Source organism: Pandoraea oxalativorans, assembly GCF_000972785.3.
GTDB lineage: Bacteria > Pseudomonadota > Gammaproteobacteria > Burkholderiales > Burkholderiaceae > Pandoraea > Pandoraea oxalativorans.
On sequence record NZ_CP011253.3, the window covers coordinates 4,349,019 to 4,366,744 of the forward strand.

Annotated in this window: 10 protein-coding genes; 4 read left to right on the forward strand and 6 right to left on the reverse strand. The window is 62.1% G+C overall.

The features are described 5' to 3' along the window. The first annotated feature begins 226 nt into the window (after positions 1–226). On the forward strand, positions 227–2,449 hold the full coding sequence (locus MB84_RS19110; protein WP_046292907.1) for an FUSC family protein: 2,223 nt from the start codon (positions 227–229) through the stop codon (positions 2,447–2,449). Positions 2,450–2,495: 46 nt separating this feature from the next. On the opposite strand, the gene MB84_RS19115 is transcribed toward MB84_RS19110, so the two are convergent. The 5 genes from MB84_RS19115 to MB84_RS19135 form a co-directional block, all read right to left on the reverse strand. Beyond that, positions 2,496–3,134 carry a response regulator gene (locus tag MB84_RS19115; protein ID WP_046292908.1) on the reverse strand — a complete coding sequence of 213 codons (639 nt, stop codon included), beginning with the start codon at positions 3,132–3,134 and terminating at the stop codon, positions 2,496–2,498. Positions 3,135–3,552: 418 nt separating this feature from the next. Continuing rightward, positions 3,553–5,133 carry an efflux transporter outer membrane subunit gene (locus tag MB84_RS19120; protein WP_425415870.1) on the reverse strand — a complete coding sequence of 527 codons (1,581 nt, stop codon included), beginning with the start codon at positions 5,131–5,133 and terminating at the stop codon, positions 3,553–3,555. A 157-nt stretch (positions 5,134–5,290) separates the two neighbouring features. Continuing rightward, positions 5,291–8,455 carry a multidrug efflux RND transporter permease subunit gene (locus MB84_RS19125; protein WP_046292910.1) on the reverse strand — a complete coding sequence of 1,055 codons (3,165 nt, stop codon included), beginning with the start codon at positions 8,453–8,455 and terminating at the stop codon, positions 5,291–5,293. Continuing rightward, on the reverse strand, positions 8,452–11,637 hold the full coding sequence (locus MB84_RS19130) for an MdtB/MuxB family multidrug efflux RND transporter permease subunit (protein WP_046292911.1): 3,186 nt from the start codon (positions 11,635–11,637) through the stop codon (positions 8,452–8,454). Before MB84_RS19130 ends, MB84_RS19125 begins: the two co-directional genes overlap by 4 nt. 32 nt (positions 11,638–11,669) lie before the next feature. After that, complete coding sequence (locus tag MB84_RS19135) at positions 11,670–13,034, reverse strand: MdtA/MuxA family multidrug efflux RND transporter periplasmic adaptor subunit (protein ID WP_046292912.1); 1,365 nt, start codon at positions 13,032–13,034, stop codon at positions 11,670–11,672. A 628-nt stretch (positions 13,035–13,662) separates the two neighbouring features. On the opposite strand from MB84_RS19135, the gene MB84_RS19140 reads away from it, so the two are divergent. Beyond that, positions 13,663–14,382 carry a response regulator gene (locus MB84_RS19140; protein ID WP_039400753.1) on the forward strand — a complete coding sequence of 240 codons (720 nt, stop codon included), beginning with the start codon at positions 13,663–13,665 and terminating at the stop codon, positions 14,380–14,382. After that, positions 14,379–15,656 (forward strand): ATP-binding protein, encoded by a 1,278-nt coding sequence (locus tag MB84_RS19145; RefSeq protein ID WP_046292913.1) that lies wholly within the window; start codon positions 14,379–14,381, stop codon positions 15,654–15,656. The genes MB84_RS19140 and MB84_RS19145 overlap by 4 nt, the downstream gene beginning before the upstream one ends. 303 nt (positions 15,657–15,959) lie before the next feature. On the opposite strand, the gene MB84_RS19150 is transcribed toward MB84_RS19145, so the two are convergent. After that, a complete protein-coding gene (locus tag MB84_RS19150; protein ID WP_046292914.1) occupies positions 15,960–16,253 on the reverse strand; it encodes an H-NS histone family protein in 294 nt (97 codons plus the stop codon). 823 nt (positions 16,254–17,076) lie between these two features. Here MB84_RS19150 and MB84_RS19155 point away from each other — a divergent pair. Then, entirely contained in the window at positions 17,077–17,715 is a 639-nt protein-coding gene (locus MB84_RS19155; RefSeq protein WP_157122790.1) for a GNAT family N-acetyltransferase, read from the forward strand. Positions 17,716–17,726: the final 11 nt, after the last annotated feature.

Below are 17,726 nucleotides of genomic sequence, written 5' to 3' on the forward strand. Positions count from 1 at the left end.
ACTGCGGGGTGACTGCGGGGTGACTGCGGGGTGACTGCGGGGTGGACGACAGCGTGACGGCGGCCCGACGCCACGCCCGGCGCACACGACGGCGCCCATCGGCGGCCCGCGTGTAACCGGCGGTATCCCCACTTCGCGGCACGCCGGGCATCGGCTAGACTCTCACTGCGCCGCGCCCCACCCCAACGCGCGGCCAGCTTTGCTGAGGAACCCTCGCAACCGACGCATGGACTACCAGACCGATATCAAGAAGTTTCTCTATAGCCACTACTTTTTCAGCGGCACCCGGCAGGCGGTCGGCGTCATCCTGCCCGCGCTCGTCCTGTTCTGGGGGATGGATCAGCACCTGCTCGGCATCGAGGTCGCCTCCGGCGCGCTCTGCGCGAGCGTGGTCGACATCAACGGGCCGCTGCGTCACAAGCACACCGAACTGCTGAGCTGCACGCTCCTCGGCGCCTTGACGGTACTGATCACCGGCATGGCGACGGCCGCACAGCCGTGGCAACTCTGGATCACCTCGCTGATTCTGACGTTCGGTCTGTCGATGCTCGTGGTCTATGGATTTCGCGCCTCGCTCGTGAGCTTCGCCTGCCTCATGATGATGGTCCTCAACGTCGAGGCGGACCTCACCCGCCATCAGGCGGTGCTCGACGCCGGGGCCGTACTCGCCGGCGGGCTCTGGTACACCTATTTCAGTCTGTTCGTCTGTCGCATCTGGTGGTTTCGCATCGAGCAGCAAACGCTGGCGGAGTGCTTCTTCGTCACGTCCGAGTATCTGGAAGCCAAAGCGGCCTTCTACGATACGTCGACCGATATCGACGACTGCTACCGCCGTCTGATTGCCGCACAGGTCAATGTGGTGGAAAAGCAGCAGGCGGCACGCGAGATCATTCTGCGTAACCTGCCCCGGTTGCGCATCGGTGCGCTGGAACCCCGCCGCACCATGCTGTTCAATCTGTTCATCAATATCGTCGACCTGCATGAGACGGTGGTGTCGGTGCATACCGACTATCCGATGCTGCGTCGCGAGTTCGCCAACAACGACGTGCTCCTGTTCTTCCGCGACATGATCCGCAAGATCGCCATCGAGGTGGATGCGATCGGCTACGCCATCGCGACCAACGAGCCCTCGCGGGCACAACGCAGTTGGCGCGCAGAGTTCCGGGCCATCGAGTACGAAATCGAACTGATGCGCAAGCAGTCGCTGCAACAGAAATCCCCGGAGGCCTATCAGGCGCTCACCAGCACGTTCCGCCGCGTGTGGAGCACCACACGTATCGTCGAGCGGATGCACCGCAACACCGACGTGAGCACCGCGGGCAGCGCGACCGAAGTGCAGATCGACCAGGCTCTGCAACGCTTTACCTCACGACAGAGCTTTTCTCCGAAACTTCTCTGGAAAAATCTGACTTTTTCGTCGCCGAGTTTCCGTCATGCATTGCGGGTGACGATTGCCATCGCCGCCGGGCTGCTCATCTGCGAAAACTGGTCGTTGCTTGCAGGGCAGGACCACAGCTATTGGGTACTGCTCACGATCATCGTGATTTTGAAGCCGGGTTTCAGCCTGACGAAGCAGAAGAACGCGCAGCGTCTGACCGGCACGCTGATCGGCTGTGTGAGCGTGCTGGTGATTTTGTCCTTCGTTCACAAGGCCTGGATTCTGCTCGCGCTCATGTTCTTCTGCATGGTCATGGGCAACAGCCTGTCGTTGTTCAACTACGGCTTGTCGGTCGTCTTCATGTCGTCGTACGTGCTGCTGCTGTTCCACTTCCTGCTGCCAGGCTCGCTCTCGGTGATCGGCGAGCGCGCGATCGACACGCTGATCGGATCGGCCATTGCGCTGGTGTGTTCGTATCTGTTCCCGTATTGGGAATACCGGTTGATGGGGCCGCTGATCCGCAACGCGGTCCAGTCCACGCGCACCTATCTCGAATCGAGCGCCGCGCTGGACGGCAAACGCGACGACTTCGCCTATCGCATGGCGCGCAAGGACATGCACATTGCCTTCGGGAATTTCGGTGCCGCCTTCAAGCGGATGATGCTGGAACCGAAGTCCAAGCAGGTCGCCGTTGCGGAGCTGAACGATTTGCTGGTGCAGAACCATGTGATGGCGTCGTACATCACGGGCCTGTCGGACGTGCTGCCGCGACAGATCGCAGCAGACAAGAGCGGGGAGCTGGGGCAGGTAGTCGCTGCGATCAGCGACCTGCTCTCGCAAGCAGTCGCCGCGCCCGCGGCATCCGTGCCGACGGACACGCAGGCCGCCACCGAAGCGATGCGCGATTACACGAAGCGTCTCGATGCTCTTGTCGTCGCGCAGGAACAGCAACCCGACGCCGTCGACGCGCACGTGCAGGAGATCAAGCAGGTCGTGCACCAGCTCAAACAGATGTTGCGCGCGGGCGAGCTGATTCTGCGCGACATGCGGGCGATTCGTCTGCCCGCGTGAACGCGTCATGCCGCACCGGGCCGCACCGGGCCGGACCGCCTGTGCTTCAGGTGATGCCGGTTCGCGTTGCGTAGTGATAGAGATCGACGTCTCGATCCAACCCCAGCTTGCGCATGGCGTTGGTCTTCTGAGAGCTCACGGTCTTCACGCTGCGACTCAGTTGGAATGCGATCTCGCTGATGGTCAGCCCGGAGACGAACAAGCGCACCACTTCGACTTCGCGTCCCGAGAGCTTCGACGCATCGATTTCGAGGTCGTCGATCAGAGAGTCGTGCAGGCGCGTCGCGAGGCCAGCGGGAATATAACGGCTGCCATAGGCCACCACGCACACGATGTCGGCAATCGAGCTCTGCTCATCGAGCTTCGAGAGAATCGAGTGCACGCCGAGCTTTAGCATGCCGCGCAGAATGGCGAGATTCTCGAGCATCGTGACGACGATAATCTTGATGTTGGGGAAGTAACGGCGCACATAGCCGATGAGAAAGAGCCCGTCCTTGAAGTTGCCGCCGGGCATGGAGAAGTCGGTGACGAGGATGTCGCACGGCGCTTTGGCGAGCAGATTGACCAACTCCGACGAATTTCCTGCCTCCCCGACCATATGGATCATCTCTCGCTCTTCGAGCAGACGACGTATTCCAAATCGCACAATCGGATGGTCGTCAGCGACCACGACATTGATCGTCATTTTGTCCCCCCTTCTCTTCGTTTGGCAGACCTTGGTGACCGTGGGACGCACACGGTGCTTCGCGTCGGCCGTCACAACGAAGCGGGTCCATTCTGGCAAAAAGGGAACAGGCCGACCGGATGGGAAACGTCACATAGTTGTATCGGACGCAGCCGCTTGCCACGCAGTGTGGTCCATCCGGGGGAGGCCCGCATGCAGCCTGATAGAGCGGGTACTGCACGCTAACTACTTGAAGCGACTTGCACGGACGTGAAATTGCACAGACACACAACGAGGGAGTTTGTGCTACTCGCGTCACCGTCGACCGGAAGATTCGCAGCTCGGGTTTGCGGCATTCCGTTTGCGAAAGTCGGAATTACCTTAAACACCTGCGCTGGATTTGATGGTCGGCGCGTTGCGCGCCTCCCGAGATGCGTAGTTATTCCTGCGCGGAGGGCCCCGACGCCTTGCCGCCGTTCGGCGCTTCGGCCCCGCCACTGGCCGCGCCGCTTGCTGCCGCACCGTCCTGCGGCAGTCCATGCCAGCCACCGCCGAGTGCCGTCACGAGCAACACATTCGCGGTGAACTGCCGGCCGAGAATGGTCAGGGCCGTACGCTCCGTGGTGTACGCAGTCGCCTGCGCCGTCAGCACATTCTGGAATCCGACGGTCCCAGCCTTGTACTGGTTGAGGATCAGTTGCGCCGCTTCCTGAGCCGACTGGACCGCCTGATTCTGTACGGCGGCCTCGCGTCCCAGATAGTTAAGCGCCGCCAGATTGTCCTCGACCGACTGGAATGCCGTGAGCACGGTCTGGCGGTACGTCGCGACTTGCGCGTCGTAGGCGGCAATCGCCGCGTCGGTCTGTGCGCGTCGCAAGCCACCATCGAACAATGTCGCCGCGAGCGCCGGGCCGACCGACCAGAAACGACTCGGCAATGTCAGCCAGTCCGCAAAGCTGTTGCTCTGGAATCCCCCCGTGGCCGAAAGGGAAAGCGTCGGGAAAAATGCGGCCTTCGCCACGCCGATCTTCGCGTTCGCGGCGACCACCGAACGTTCCGCCGACGCGATGTCGGGACGACGCTCCAGCAGTTTCGACGGCAAGCTGACCGGCACGGGTGGCAAGGCGGCGCGCAGTGGTGCAGGCGTCAGAGAGAACACGGCCGGGGCCTTGCCGACGAGTAGCGCGATGGCGTGCTCGAGCTGCGCACGCGTCACTTCGATATCGAGCGCGGACGCTTGTGCCTGCTGCAATTGTGTCTGCGCCTGAATGACGTCCGAACGTTGCGCGACGCCCACGGCATATTGGTTCTGCGTGAGTTTCAGCGTCTGCTCGTAGGCTGCGACGGTGCGCCCAAGCAGCGCTTTTTGCGCATCTGTCACGCGCAGATCGAAGTAGTTCTGGGCGAGCAACGCCTGCGCCGACAGACGTGCGTTCGCCAGATCCGCCGCGCTTGCCTCGGCGCTCGCATTACCGGCCTCCACCGACCGGCGCACGCTGCCCCAGATATCCAGTTCCCAGCTTGCCGTTCCCGACAAGCTGTAGCTGTTGGAAATCCCTCCCACGCCCGAGCCGCTGATGGCCGTATTGCTCACGCGCGAACTGCTGCGCGTCACACCCGCATCGGCACCGATCGTCGGGAAGAAGGCCGCGCGGGCCTGCCCCGCCACCGCGAGCGCCTGACGATAGTTCGCCTCCGCTAGCTTGATGTTCTGGTTGTTGATGTCGACCTGAGACATCAGATCGGCAAGCACCGGATCCTGATAAATGGCCCACCACTCGCCCTTGTCGGCTGCGTCGTTCGGCTCGGCCAGTTTCCAGTCACCGGTTTCCTTGAACGCCGCCGGTGTGTCGATCTCCGGGCGAACGTAGTCCGGCCCCAGCGCGCACCCCGCAAGCCACAACACCGCACTCGCCGCGAGGACCGTTGCCGAACGACGCACGCGCGGCGACACTCCCAATCCACGCCCGGGTGCATTCGCCCCCCTCACGGCAGCGGCGTGAGAGCGATCGTTGGACATTTGACGATTTACGGTACGAGGCATAGCGGACATCGGCCCTTCGGCCGCAACAGAGGTCACTGAATTAACTGAGACGGCAAAGGCGTCAAACGTTGAGGACGCGCCGGGAGTCAGGGGCGCCAGCGCAGCCGTCGACGGGAGCGCATCACGCATTGCATCAGCCATGGCCAATCTCCCCGACGTCGCTGTGGCCGGTCTGGCCACGTGCGCGCCAACGCATCCAGCGCAGCCGCACACGATCGAGATACAGATACACCACCGGCGTCGTATAGAGCGTGAGTACCTGACTCACGAGCAGGCCGCCCACGATGGAGATGCCCAGCGGCTGGCGCAGTTCGGCGCCGTCGCCGGTACCCAGCGCCAGCGGAATCGCGCCAAGCATGGCCGCCATCGTCGTCATCATGATCGGACGGAAACGCAGTACGCACGCCTTGAAGATCGCCTCGCGCGGCGGCAAGTTGTGACGTCGCTCCGCATCGAGCGCGAAGTCGATCATCATGATCGCGTTCTTCTTCACGATGCCGATCAGCAGAATCACGCCGATGAGCGCGATGATGCTGAACTCGGTATTGAACAACAGCAGCGCCAGCAACGCGCCCACGCCCGCCGACGGCAGCGTCGACAGAATCGTGAGCGGGTGGATGTAACTCTCATAGAGCACCCCCAGCACGATGTACACCGTCAACAGCGCCGTCAGAATCAGGATGGGCTGCGAGGACAATGCCGACTGGAACGCCTGCGCCGTGCCCTGGAAACTGCCCTGCACCGACGTCGGCATGCCAAGACGCCCCACCGCATCGTTGATCGACGCCTGCGCCTGCGAAAGCGACACGCCCGCCGGCAGATTGAACGAAATCGTACTCGCGGCGAACTGGCCCTGATGCGACACGCCCAATGCCGTATTCGTCGGACGATAACGCGCGAAGGCCGAAAGCGGCACCTGAGCCCCCGCCGACGTCACCACGTAAATGTCCTTGAGCGACTCCGGACTTTGCCACCATTGCGGGGCCACTTCCATGACGACCTTGTACTGATTGAGCGGGTTGTAGATGGTCGAGACCTGGCGCTGACCGAACGCGTCGTTGAGTACGTTGTCGATCTGGCTCATCGTCAGACCGAGCCGCGACGCCTGATCGCGATCGACGTCGAGCGTAGTCTGAAGGCCCTTGTCCTGCTGATCGGTGTTCACGTCGGTGAGATTCGGCAGACGCGAAATCGCATTGCGCACCTTCGGCTCCCACTCCCGCAACTGCTGGAGGTCGTCCGCCTGCAAGGTGTACTGATACTGCGCATTGCTCGAACGCCCGCCCACGCGGATGTCCTGCACGGATTGCAGGTACAGCATCGCGCCCGGCTCCTTGGCCAGCTTGCCCCGCAAACGTGCAATCACCTGATCGGCCGTCACCTTTCGCTCGCCCAGCGGCTTGAGCGTGACGAACATCGACCCGCCGTTGCGATTCGAACCGCCAGTGAAACCCGTGACCGTTGCGACATCGGGATCGGCCTGCACGATCTTGATGAAGTCTGCGAGCTTCTTCTCCATGGCCTGGAACGAGATCGCCTGGTCGGCCTGAATGAAGCCGATCATCCGCCCGGTGTCCTGCTGAGGGAAGAAGCCTTTCGGCACCACCATGTAGAGCCAGACGTTCAGACAGATCGTCGCCAGCAGAATCAGCAGCATGAGCGGACCGTGGCGCAGCGCCCAGGCAAGCGAGCGCTCGTACTCGCGCAGCATCGCCTCGAACATGCGCTCGGTCCAGTTGCCCATGCGCATCCAGACGGACGGCGGTTTGGGCGGTTCAGACGCAAGCGGCGCGGTGTCGGCGGGCACACCCGGCGCGGCCCGCCCTTTGAGCAGCCGTGCGCACATCATCGGCGTGGTCGTCAGCGACACGACGAGCGAGACCATGATCGCCGCCGACAGCGTGACCGCAAACTCGCGGAACAGGCGGCCGACGATGCCGCCCATGAGCAGCAGCGGGATGAACACCGCCACCAGCGAAATGCTCATCGAGAGTACGGTGAAGCCGACTTCGCGCGTCCCTTTGAGCGCCGCCGCGAACGGACTCAAGCCCTCTTCGATATGCCGGGAGATGTTCTCCAGCACCACGATGGCATCGTCGACGACAAAGCCCGTCGCAATGGTGAGCGCCATGAGCGACAGATTATCGAGACTGAAGCCGCACAGATACATGATCCCAAATGTGCCGATCAGCGAGACCGGCACGGCCACGCTCGGAATCAGTGTGGCGCGCCAGTTCCGCAAGAACAGGAACACGACCATGATCACGAGCGCAATCGAGATCAGCAGCGTGCGCTCGACTTCCTTGAGCGACGCCCGGATCGTCGGCGTCCGGTCCATCACCACGTCGAGATTGATCGCCGCCGGAATCGAAGCGCGCAGGTTCGGCAGGATCTTGTTGATGCCGTCGACCGTCTGAATGATGTTCGCACCGGGCTGCGTCGTAATGATGAGCAGCACCGAGGGCTTGCCGTTGGCGGAACCGGCATTGCGCACGTCCTGCACCGAGTCGACCACATCGGCGATATCGGAGAGTCGCACCGGACGTCCGTCCTGATAGGCGACGATGACCGGCAGATATTCCTTGGCGGTCTTCGCCTGATCGTTGGCAAGAATCTGCCAGCGGCGGTCGCCGTCTTCAAGCGCGCCCTTCGGTCGGTTCGCATTCACGGCCTGAATCGCAGTACGCACCGTCTCAAGCGGAATCTGATACTTGTTGAGCGCCGTGGGATTGAGTTCGACGCGCACGGCCGGTAGCGAGCTGCCGCCCACCGTGACGTCGCCCACCCCTTCGAGTTGCGAGATCTTCTGCGCGAGGATGGTCGATGCCGCGTCGTACATCTGGCCGCGTGTCATGCTCTCGGACGTCAGCGCAATGATCATCACCGGCGCACTCGCCGGGTTCACCTTGCGATAGGTCGGATTGCTCGGCAAGCCCGTTGGCAGCAAGCTGCGTGCCGCGTTGATCGCCGCCTGCACGTCGCGTGCCGCGCCGTTGATATCGCGCGACAGGTCGAATTGCAGTGTGATGCGGGTCGAGCCGAGCGTGCTGTTCGACGTCATTTCCGTAACACCGGCGATGCGTCCGAGCGAACGCTCCAGCGGCGTGGCCACGCTGGCCGCCATCGTTTCCGGACTCGCGCCGGGCAGCGACGCCGACACCGAGATCGTCGGAAAGTCCACCTGCGGCAATGGCGAGACCGGCAACAACCCGAAGGCAACGATGCCCGCCAGCGTCACCCCGATGGTGAGCAGTACGGTCGCGACCGAGCGCTTGATGAAGACAGCCGACAGGTTCATCGTGCCGGACCGTCCGTTGTCACCGCACCGGCAGGACCGGCCCCCCCCGGGCCACCATGACCGCCATGATCGTCGTGACCTTCGCTATCCGACGGTCCGAAGCGACGCTCGCGCCATGCACGCGCCCGCATCGCCCAGCGGTCGAACCACAGGTAGATCACCGGCGTGGTGAAGAGCGTGAGCACCTGACTGACCATGAGACCGCCGACCATCGTGATACCGAGCGGCTGACGCAACTCGGAGCCGACACCGGAGCCGAGCATCAGCGGCAACGCGCCCAGCACAGCGGCCATCGTCGTCATCAGAATCGGCCGGAACCGCAGCAGGCACGCCTGATAAATCGCCTCGCGCGGTGCCATGCCATGCTCGCGCTCCGCTTCGAGCGCGAAGTCGATCATCATGATGGCGTTCTTCTTCACAATGCCGATCAGCAGAATGATGCCGATGATCGCGATGACGCTGATGTCGTTGCCCGAAACCATGAGCGCAAGCAGCGCACCCACGCCGGCCGACGGCAGCGTCGACAAAATGGTGATCGGATGAATGTAGCTCTCGTAGAGCACGCCCAGAACGATATACATCGTGACGACCGCCGCGAGAATCAGCCACAGCGTATTCGAGAGGGACGCCTGGAACGCCTGTGCAGCGCCCTGGAAAGTCGTCTGCGTGCTCACCGGCAAGCCGATGGACTGTTCCGCTTCGGTAATCGCCTTCACCGCGTCACCGAGCGATGCCCCCTTGGCCAGATTGAACGAGATTGTTGCCGCCGGGAATTGCGCCTGATGGTTGATCGCCAGCGGCGTGGGTTTCTCGATAATCTTTGCGAACGACGTGAGCGGCACCTGCACGCCCGTCGTCGACGCGACGTAAATACCCTTGAGCGCATCCGGCCCGCGCTGGAAGTCGTTGGCCACTTCCAGCACCACGCGATACTGCGACGCCTGCGTATAGATCGTAGAAATCAGGCGCTGGCCGAAAGCGCTGTATAGCGTCTGATCGACAGCCGCAGGCGTCACGCCCAGACGACTCGCCGTATCGCGGTCGATCTCCACATACGCCTGCAAGCCGTTGACCTGCAAGTCGCTTGTCACATCGGCCAGTTGCGGCACGTGTTGCAACTTGTCGACCAGCTTCGGCACCCAGACGCCCAGCGTATCGAGGCTGGGATCCTGCAACGTGAACTGATACTGCGTGCGGCTGATACGGTCTTCAATCGTCAGATCCTGTACCGGCTGCATATAGAGCGCGATGCCGGGGACCTTCGCGACTTCGGGCTGAATCCGGCGAATCACCTCGGAGGCGTCGATCCCGCGTGCCGCCTTGTCTTTCAGGTTGATGAGCAAACGCCCGCTATTGAGCGTGGCGTTCACGCCATCCACGCCGATGAACGACGACACCGATTCGACGGCGGGATCTTTAAGCACCTGCGCGACGAGCGCCTGCTGACGCTCGCCCATCGCCGCAAACGAAATGGATTGAGGCGCTTCGGAAATGCCCTGGATCACGCCGGTGTCCTGCACCGGGAAGAAGCCCTTCGGCACCCACAGGTAGAGCAACACCGTCAGCACCAGCGTGCCGAGCGCGACGAGCAGCGTGGCCCGCTGGCGATCAAGCACCCACGTGAGCCATTCGCCGTACTTCGCAATAATGCGATCGAACAACTCGCCGGTCTTGCGATAGAACTTGCCCTGCTTCTCCTGCGGCACGTGACGCAGCAACTTGGCGCACATCATCGGCGTCAGCGTCAGCGACACCACCGCCGAAATCAGAATCGAAACCGCCAGCGTAACCGCGAACTCGCGGAACAGACGGCCCACCACGTCGCCCATGAACAGGAGCGGAATCAGCACGGCGATCAGCGAGAACGTGAGCGAAATGATGGTGAAGCCGATCTGCTCGGCCCCCTTGAGCGCCGCCTGCAACGGCTTCTCACCCTGCTCCATATACCGGGCGATGTTCTCGATCATCACGATGGCGTCATCGACCACGAAGCCAGTCGCAATGGTCAGCGCCATGAGCGTCAGGTTATTGATCGAGAAGCCGGCGAGATACATGACGCCAAAGGTACCGATCAGCGAGAGCGGCACCGCCACACTCGGAATAATGGTGGCCGATACATTGCGCAGAAAGACGAAAATCACCATCACCACCAGAGCGACGGCAAGAATCAATTCGAACTGAACGTCCGAGACCGACGCACGGATCGTCGTGGTGCGATCGGTCAGCAGTTGCACGTCGATGCTGCCCGGCAGCGCTGCCTGCAATTGCGGCAGCAAAGCCTTGACCTTATTGACGGTCTCGATCACGTTCGCCCCCGGCTGACGCTGCACGTTCAGCACGATGGCCGGGGTGGTGTCGGCCCACGCAGCGAGCTTGGTGTTCTCCGCGCCGTCGATCACATCGGCGATGTCGGACAGACGAATCGGCCCGCCATTCTTATAGGCGATGACGAGATTGCGATATTCGTCTGCGGACGCCAACTGGTCGTTCGCGTCGATGGCCGACGCGCGCAGCGGACCGTCGAAACTCCCCTTCGCCTGATTGACGTTAGCGGCCGCAATCGAAGTACGAACGTCTTCGATGTTCAGCCCATAGGACGTGATGGCACGCGGGTTGACCTGAATCCGCACGGCCGGGCGCTGCCCGCCGGAAATGCTCACCAGACCGATGCCCGGCAACTGTGAAATCTTCTGCGCCACGCGCGTGTCGACCAGATCCTGCAGCTTCGGCAGCGGCATGGTCTTCGACATGATCGCCAACGTCAGGATCGGGGTATCCGCCGGATTGACCTTGTTATAGATCGGCGGCATCGGCAGATCGCTCGGCAGCAGGTTGCTGGCGCTGTTGATCGCGGCCTGCACCTCCTGCTCGGCCACGTCGAGGCCGAGGTCGAGCGAGAACTGGAGCGTGATCACCGACGCCCCACCCGAACTGGTCGACGACATCTGGTTCAGGCCCGGCATCTGCCCGAACTGACGCTCCAGCGGCGCGGTCACCGATGAGGTCATTACATCCGGGCTCGCGCCCGGATACAGCGTGACGACCTGAATGGTCGGATAGTCGACTTCCGGCAGTGCGGAGAGCGGCAGCAGCCGGTAGGCAACGAAACCGGCAAGCAGAATCGCCAGCATCAGCAACGATGTGGCGACCGGTCGGAGAATAAACTGACGTGACGGATTCATGAGCGACGTTGGTGGGTATGGCTCACTGCGGCTCACTGCGCCTGACGGCGAGACCCGCCGCCGTTGCCGTTACGCCTCTCGCCCGGGGCGCGCGGCGCGACCGCTGCGGCTCGGCTCTCTGCCGTGATCACTTCGACCTTCGCGCCGTCGCGCAGCTTGTCCATGCCGTCGATCACGAGCTTCTCGCCAGGATCGATCCCGGACTCCACCGCCATGTTCGTGCCGTCGGTCGGTCCGAGCTTCACCGTCTTGAGCTTGACCGTCTGGTCCGGCTGGACGGTGTACACGAAACTGCCCTGCGTGCCGCGCTGAACCGCGGCGCTCGGAATGAGCGTCACGCCCTTGAGCGTGTCCACCAGCATCTTCACGTTGACGAACTGATTCGGGAACAGCATGCCGTCGGCGTTGGCGAACTCGGCCTTGAGCTTGACCGTGCCCGTCGTCGTATCGATCTGGTTGTCGATGGAGGCGAGCTTGCCGTCGGCCAGCCTGATCTTGCCTGCCCGGTCGAACGCCTCGACGGGCAGCGTCTCGCCGCCGCGCGAGCGCTTGACGACCTTCGGCAGGCTGTCTTCGGGAATGGTGTAGACGACAGTGATCGGCGTGACCTCGTTGATAATGACGATCCCGTTGGTATCCGAAGCGTGGATGATGTTGCCCGGATCGACCTGACGTAACCCGGCGAGGCCGGAGACCGGCGCCGTGACGCTCGCATAGGTCAATTGCAAGCGTGCATTGTCGAGTTGGCCCTGATCTGACTTGACGGTCCCTTCGTATTGCTTGACGAGTGCGCGCTGCGTGTCGACCGTCTGCGTGGCAATCGAATCCTGCTTGAGCAGCGTTTCGTATCGTGCGAGGTCGAGCTGCGCATTCTTGAGCAGCGCCTGATCGCGCGCCAACTGGCCTTCCATCTGGGTGACCTGCACCTGGAACGGACGCGGATCGATCTCGGCGAGCAGTTGCCCCGCCTTGACGAGATCGCCTTCCTTGAAATGCACCTTCATGAGCTGGCCGTCCACGCGCGAGTGCACGGTGACGCTACGCGTCGGCGTGACGGTACCCAGCCCGTTGAGGAAGACTGGCAGGTCGCCGGTCTTTGCCGTGACGGCTGTGACCGGTGTAGCCGGCGCGCCCGCGCCCGCCATGCCCGCCGGCGGCCCGCCCCGGCGGCCACCGGCCTGCGCAGGCCCCTGGGCGTTCTGCGAGTGCAGACGGTAGTAAACACCCCCGGCGATAAGCACGACGATCAGTCCGAGAATGCCCGGCACAAGCCAACGGCGCTTGCGCGACGGCTCGGTGGATGTCGGCGAAACCGGGGGCGTCGGCGGCACCTGCGGGGCAGGCGAACGCTCAGAACCGTTCGGTTTTTCGGAACCGTGGGGACCGTGCTCGGTCATGACTTCCTCGTAACAGCGGAGTAGTTGGCGGATTCGTCCAATGCGGACGACGTTCTTTTCTTTGGTTTGCTGCGGTGCGGCAAACTGCCCGGAAAGCCCAGGAACAGCGGCATGCACCTCATTGGCTGACCAGCATAGCAGACGGTTGTAACAGCTCGATGGGATCGCTTGTTACAAGAGTTTTCTCTGTGCCGTCGATCGGAATTGTCCGACGCTGCTAAATGACCGGCCGGACGAGCGATGGTTCGCACGTGCCTGCCGGTCATGTCCGCAGAGGCCTTACATCGTCTTGCCGTGCATCGCTGTGCAGTGCCTTGGCGCAGCGTTCCCGTGAGGTGAGACGTGCGATTGGGTGTGCGATTGACTGCCAGACCGACCGCCGATGAAGGATGACGCGCGACGAAACACCGGCAAAACCGATTCCGTCAGGGCTCATCAGGCAGTCTGATTAAGAGACCGAAGCTTACTCGACCCGGATGAAATCCGCGCGTGTTTCCTGTGTTATCGCGGCTCGCACTATTATTACGCATCGTTACAGGCGACCAAGACTGTAATTTCCGGAAACAAAACACGTGCAAAGCCGCGCAGCGGGGCCACTATCATGACGACACAACCTGTCCGAGCGAATATGAAGATTCTTGTTGTCGACGACGATCCCGATCTGCGTGACCTGCTGCGCGAGTATTTGAGCCGCCACGGCTTCTCCGTCGCAGTCATGCACGACGGCGAAGGGCTGGCCGCACGCCTTGAGCGCGAGCGCCCGGCCCTGATCGTGCTCGATCTGATGATGCCCAAGGTGGACGGTCTGACTGCACTGCGCGACCTGCGCGCGCGCAACGACGACGTGCCGGTGATTCTGCTCACTGCACGCAGCGACGAAATCGACCGTATCGTCGGACTGGAGATCGGCGCCGACGACTATCTGGGCAAGCCCTTCAGCCCGCGCGAACTGCTCGCGCGCATCAACGCCGTGCTGCGCCGTCGCAAGACGCCCGACGCCGCCGTTCCGGAGCAGCGCGAGAATTACGCGTTTGGCCCGTTCATGCTCGACTTCCGCAGCCGCACGCTGACCCGCGACTCGCAATTGCTCACGCTCTCGGACGGTGAATACGGCCTGCTGCGCCTGCTGGTAAACCACGCGATGCAGGTCTTGTCGCGCGAACGCATTATCGAACTGCTGTACGGTGCCGACAGCGACGTGAACGATCGCGGCATCGACGTGCAGATCTGGCGCCTGCGCCGTCTGCTCGACGAGGATGCCCAAAGCCCGCGCTTTATTCAGACCGTGCGCGGACGCGGCTATATCTTCGTTCCCGACGGCCAACGCGCCGACATGGCCACCGCATGAAGGGCCGTTTCGACACGCTGTTCGGCCGACTCGCGGTGCTTATCATCGCGGCGCTGGTCATCAGTCACTTCTCGTATCTCACGATTCTTCGCAGCGATCACGACGAGATGCGCGTGCAGAACGCCGCCGAACAGATGGCGTTCATCATCAAGGCGGCGTCCGAGGTCCACGAAGGTAATTCGACGCTCACGCTGCCCGATCTCGTTCAGGTCGTGCCCGTCTCGTTCGCGCACGGCGATGTTTTCGAACCGGCCAGCAAGAGCGCGCGCCTGACGACCGAACTCGCCCGTCGTCTGCCTGCCGGCACGCAATTGCGTGTGGAACGCACGCCGCCGCCACGGATCTGGGCGCGTCTGCCGGGCCGTGACTACTGGATTGCGACACCCGTACTGTCCGTACGAAATCCGCCCGGGACCGCAACGATTCTTCCGGGTCTGGCCGCCGTGCTGGGGATCACCGTCATCTTCGCGTTGTTCGCCGCGTGGCAATTGCAGCGCCCCGTACGTGACATGGCGGCCGCCGCCGAACAACTGGCGACCCATCGCGTTCGAACGCAGGTCAAAGAGCGCGGCCCGCTGGAACTGCGGCAATTGACTGAGCGTTTTAATCGCATGAGTCAGGACATCGTCCAGACCGACCGGGAGCGCAATACGATGCTCGCCGGCATTGCGCACGATCTGAAAACGCCGCTCGCAAGACTACGTCTGCGCGCCGAGATGCTCGACGACGTGCAGATGAGCGAAGGCATCACCCGCGACGCCGAATCGATGACGCGCATCGTCGACCAGTTCCTGCTGTTCGCGCGTGGCGTCGAGCTCGACAGCGCCGCCTCGCCCGTCGAAGCCCGTATCCCCTCGCTGATCGCGCCGTTCCTCGATCTGGGATACACCATCGACCTGGACTTGCAGGCCGGGCCAGGCTTCAAACTGCGCCAGACGTATCTGGAGCGCATCGTGAACAATCTGCTCGATAACGCCGTGACGTATGGCCGCGCGCCGCTGACGATCCGCACGTCGCAAGACGCAAGTGGCTGGCGTCTTGTGATCGAGGACAGCGGCCCGGGCATTCCAAACGAAGACATCAATCGTATCGTGCGCCCGTTCGTGCGCCTCGACCCGGCGCGCGGCGGCAATGCCCATTGCGGCCTCGGTCTCGCCATCGTCGATAAGCTCACTCAGCAACTCGGCGGACGCGTCTCCTTCGCCAACCGCGCCTCCGGTGGCTTGCAGGTCACGTTGATGTTCCCGCCGGACGATCCCGGTGCAGAGGGGTAAGAGAACGACGGACAGGGGGACAAAGTGCTTCGAATACCGGACGCCCGCGCCGATTCCCGCTGAATGAAAAAACCCGCCGTCGATGAACGAACGGCGGGTTTTGACTTTTACGGCACTGCATCACATCAAGCCACAGCCAGGCGATCCGGGTTGGGGGGCAATGCGACTACTGGGCTGCGCTTTACTGCTCACAGGGACACGATGGAGAGATGGCAAAGACTGTGCGAGTGAGGCACAGCGATATTGACTCCCCAACCTCCCTGGCATGTGACCGGCAATGCCAGTCCGGCTAACGCCGGCGAATTACTTCGCGATCAGGAATTTCTCGCGGTTCTTGCCAATCCACTTCGGCGCGCGACCACGGCCCGACCACACTTCGCCGGTCTCGGGGTTGCGGTACTTCGGAGCGATGGGCGCGCGGGCCGGGCGGCGGCGGCCGTCCGTCGTCGCAAGACCGAGATCCTTCGCGGTGAGTTCGTATTCCTCGATCTTCTGTTTGACTGCGGCAATGACCTGAGCCACTTCACGGGCGCGGGCCTCTTCGATCTGCTTTTCGATTTTGTCGCGTTGCGCGACGAGTTCCTTATAGCTTGCCATCTGGCGTGTCCTTACCTTGTTAAAAATGGATCGCCACTTAAAATAGCACGAGTTTTAATAATTTGAAAACCGCATTTCCATCAAATGAGTCTGTGGACGCAGAAATTGCATTGAATTGTCCGAGGGACACTTCAGAAAATGCACAGAGTCGGGGCATATATCCGGGATTGCCGTCACCATCCTTCACCCCATAACCCCTCCGAAAACAAGTTGGGGCCACCGGCAATTCCGCCGCGATATGAGATGAATCCTCTGGCCGCTGCTGAGGACTCCACACGGCACTATTGGTTCACGCTTCATGCTGCAAGGGTTAGAAAGCTTTCCTCGTCTATCCCTTCGAGTCGCCCGGCACATCGCGTTTTCACATAAATCGACGCATCAAAATATACGATCACAAATATTTAAGCGCATTCCGATCATTCTGTTATCCGAAGCACTGCAATCATTCGGACAATTCTCAACCGACTGCCGCAATTTACGGATAAGTTGAGTTGAGGATTTAACGAAATACGTCAACATCTCGTCCGCATTACAGGTGAAGAGCGTCCACGAGTCGGCATACGAACAAATTGCGGCACCAGGCAAACTGTCATTTTTTGTTGACGTATACGTCAAACTCATACGGGAATCTGATTTCACGAATCCGGGAAGTTTTCGTAAGATAAGCTAATTCGCCAGCGCCCCGATGCCCGCCAAAGCCAGCACTGTCGGGCCATCCGGATCGAATGCCATAACCTCGGCGGTCGAATTAAGCATTTGCTGATTAACCGAATTCGCCAATTCCCGAATTGAATTGGCACCGATCTCCTACGGATTGAGACGCATGAAGGAACGCATGACGACATCGACGACGGCCTCGGATTCACCCTCGCCTTTCGACACCGAGGCACCCACCATCACGACTGGCCGCACGATCCTGCGCCAGTGGCGCACCAGCGACCTGCCGCTGTTCGCCGCGCTCAACGCCGATCGAGACGTCATGCGCCACTTTCCGACGACGCTCGATCGTGCGCAAAGCGACGCAGTCGCGCTGCGGCTGGCGCAGCATCTGGACACCCACGGCTACGGCCCGTGGGCGCTGGAGATCCCTGGCGTCACGCCGTTCGGGGGCTTCGTCGGACTGATGCGCGTCGGGTTCGATGCGCCTTTCGTCCCGGCCGTGGAAATTGGCTGGCGGCTCGCCCGCGCCTGGTGGTCGAAGGGATATGCGACGGAAGCGGCCAACGCCGCGGCTTGCTACGCCTTCGAGACGCTGGGCATGGACGATCTCGTTTCGTTCACGGTGCCCGCCAACGCTCGATCACGCGCCGTAATGCAACGCATCGGCATGCGCCACTGCCCCGACGAAGACTTTCTGCACCCGCTGATTCCGCCCGGCCACCGGCTGCGCCGTCACGTGCTTTACCGGCTGGACGCCGCCGATTGGCGGCAAATAAGGGATGAACGTCGCTTGCGAGATTGAAGCGGACGCTT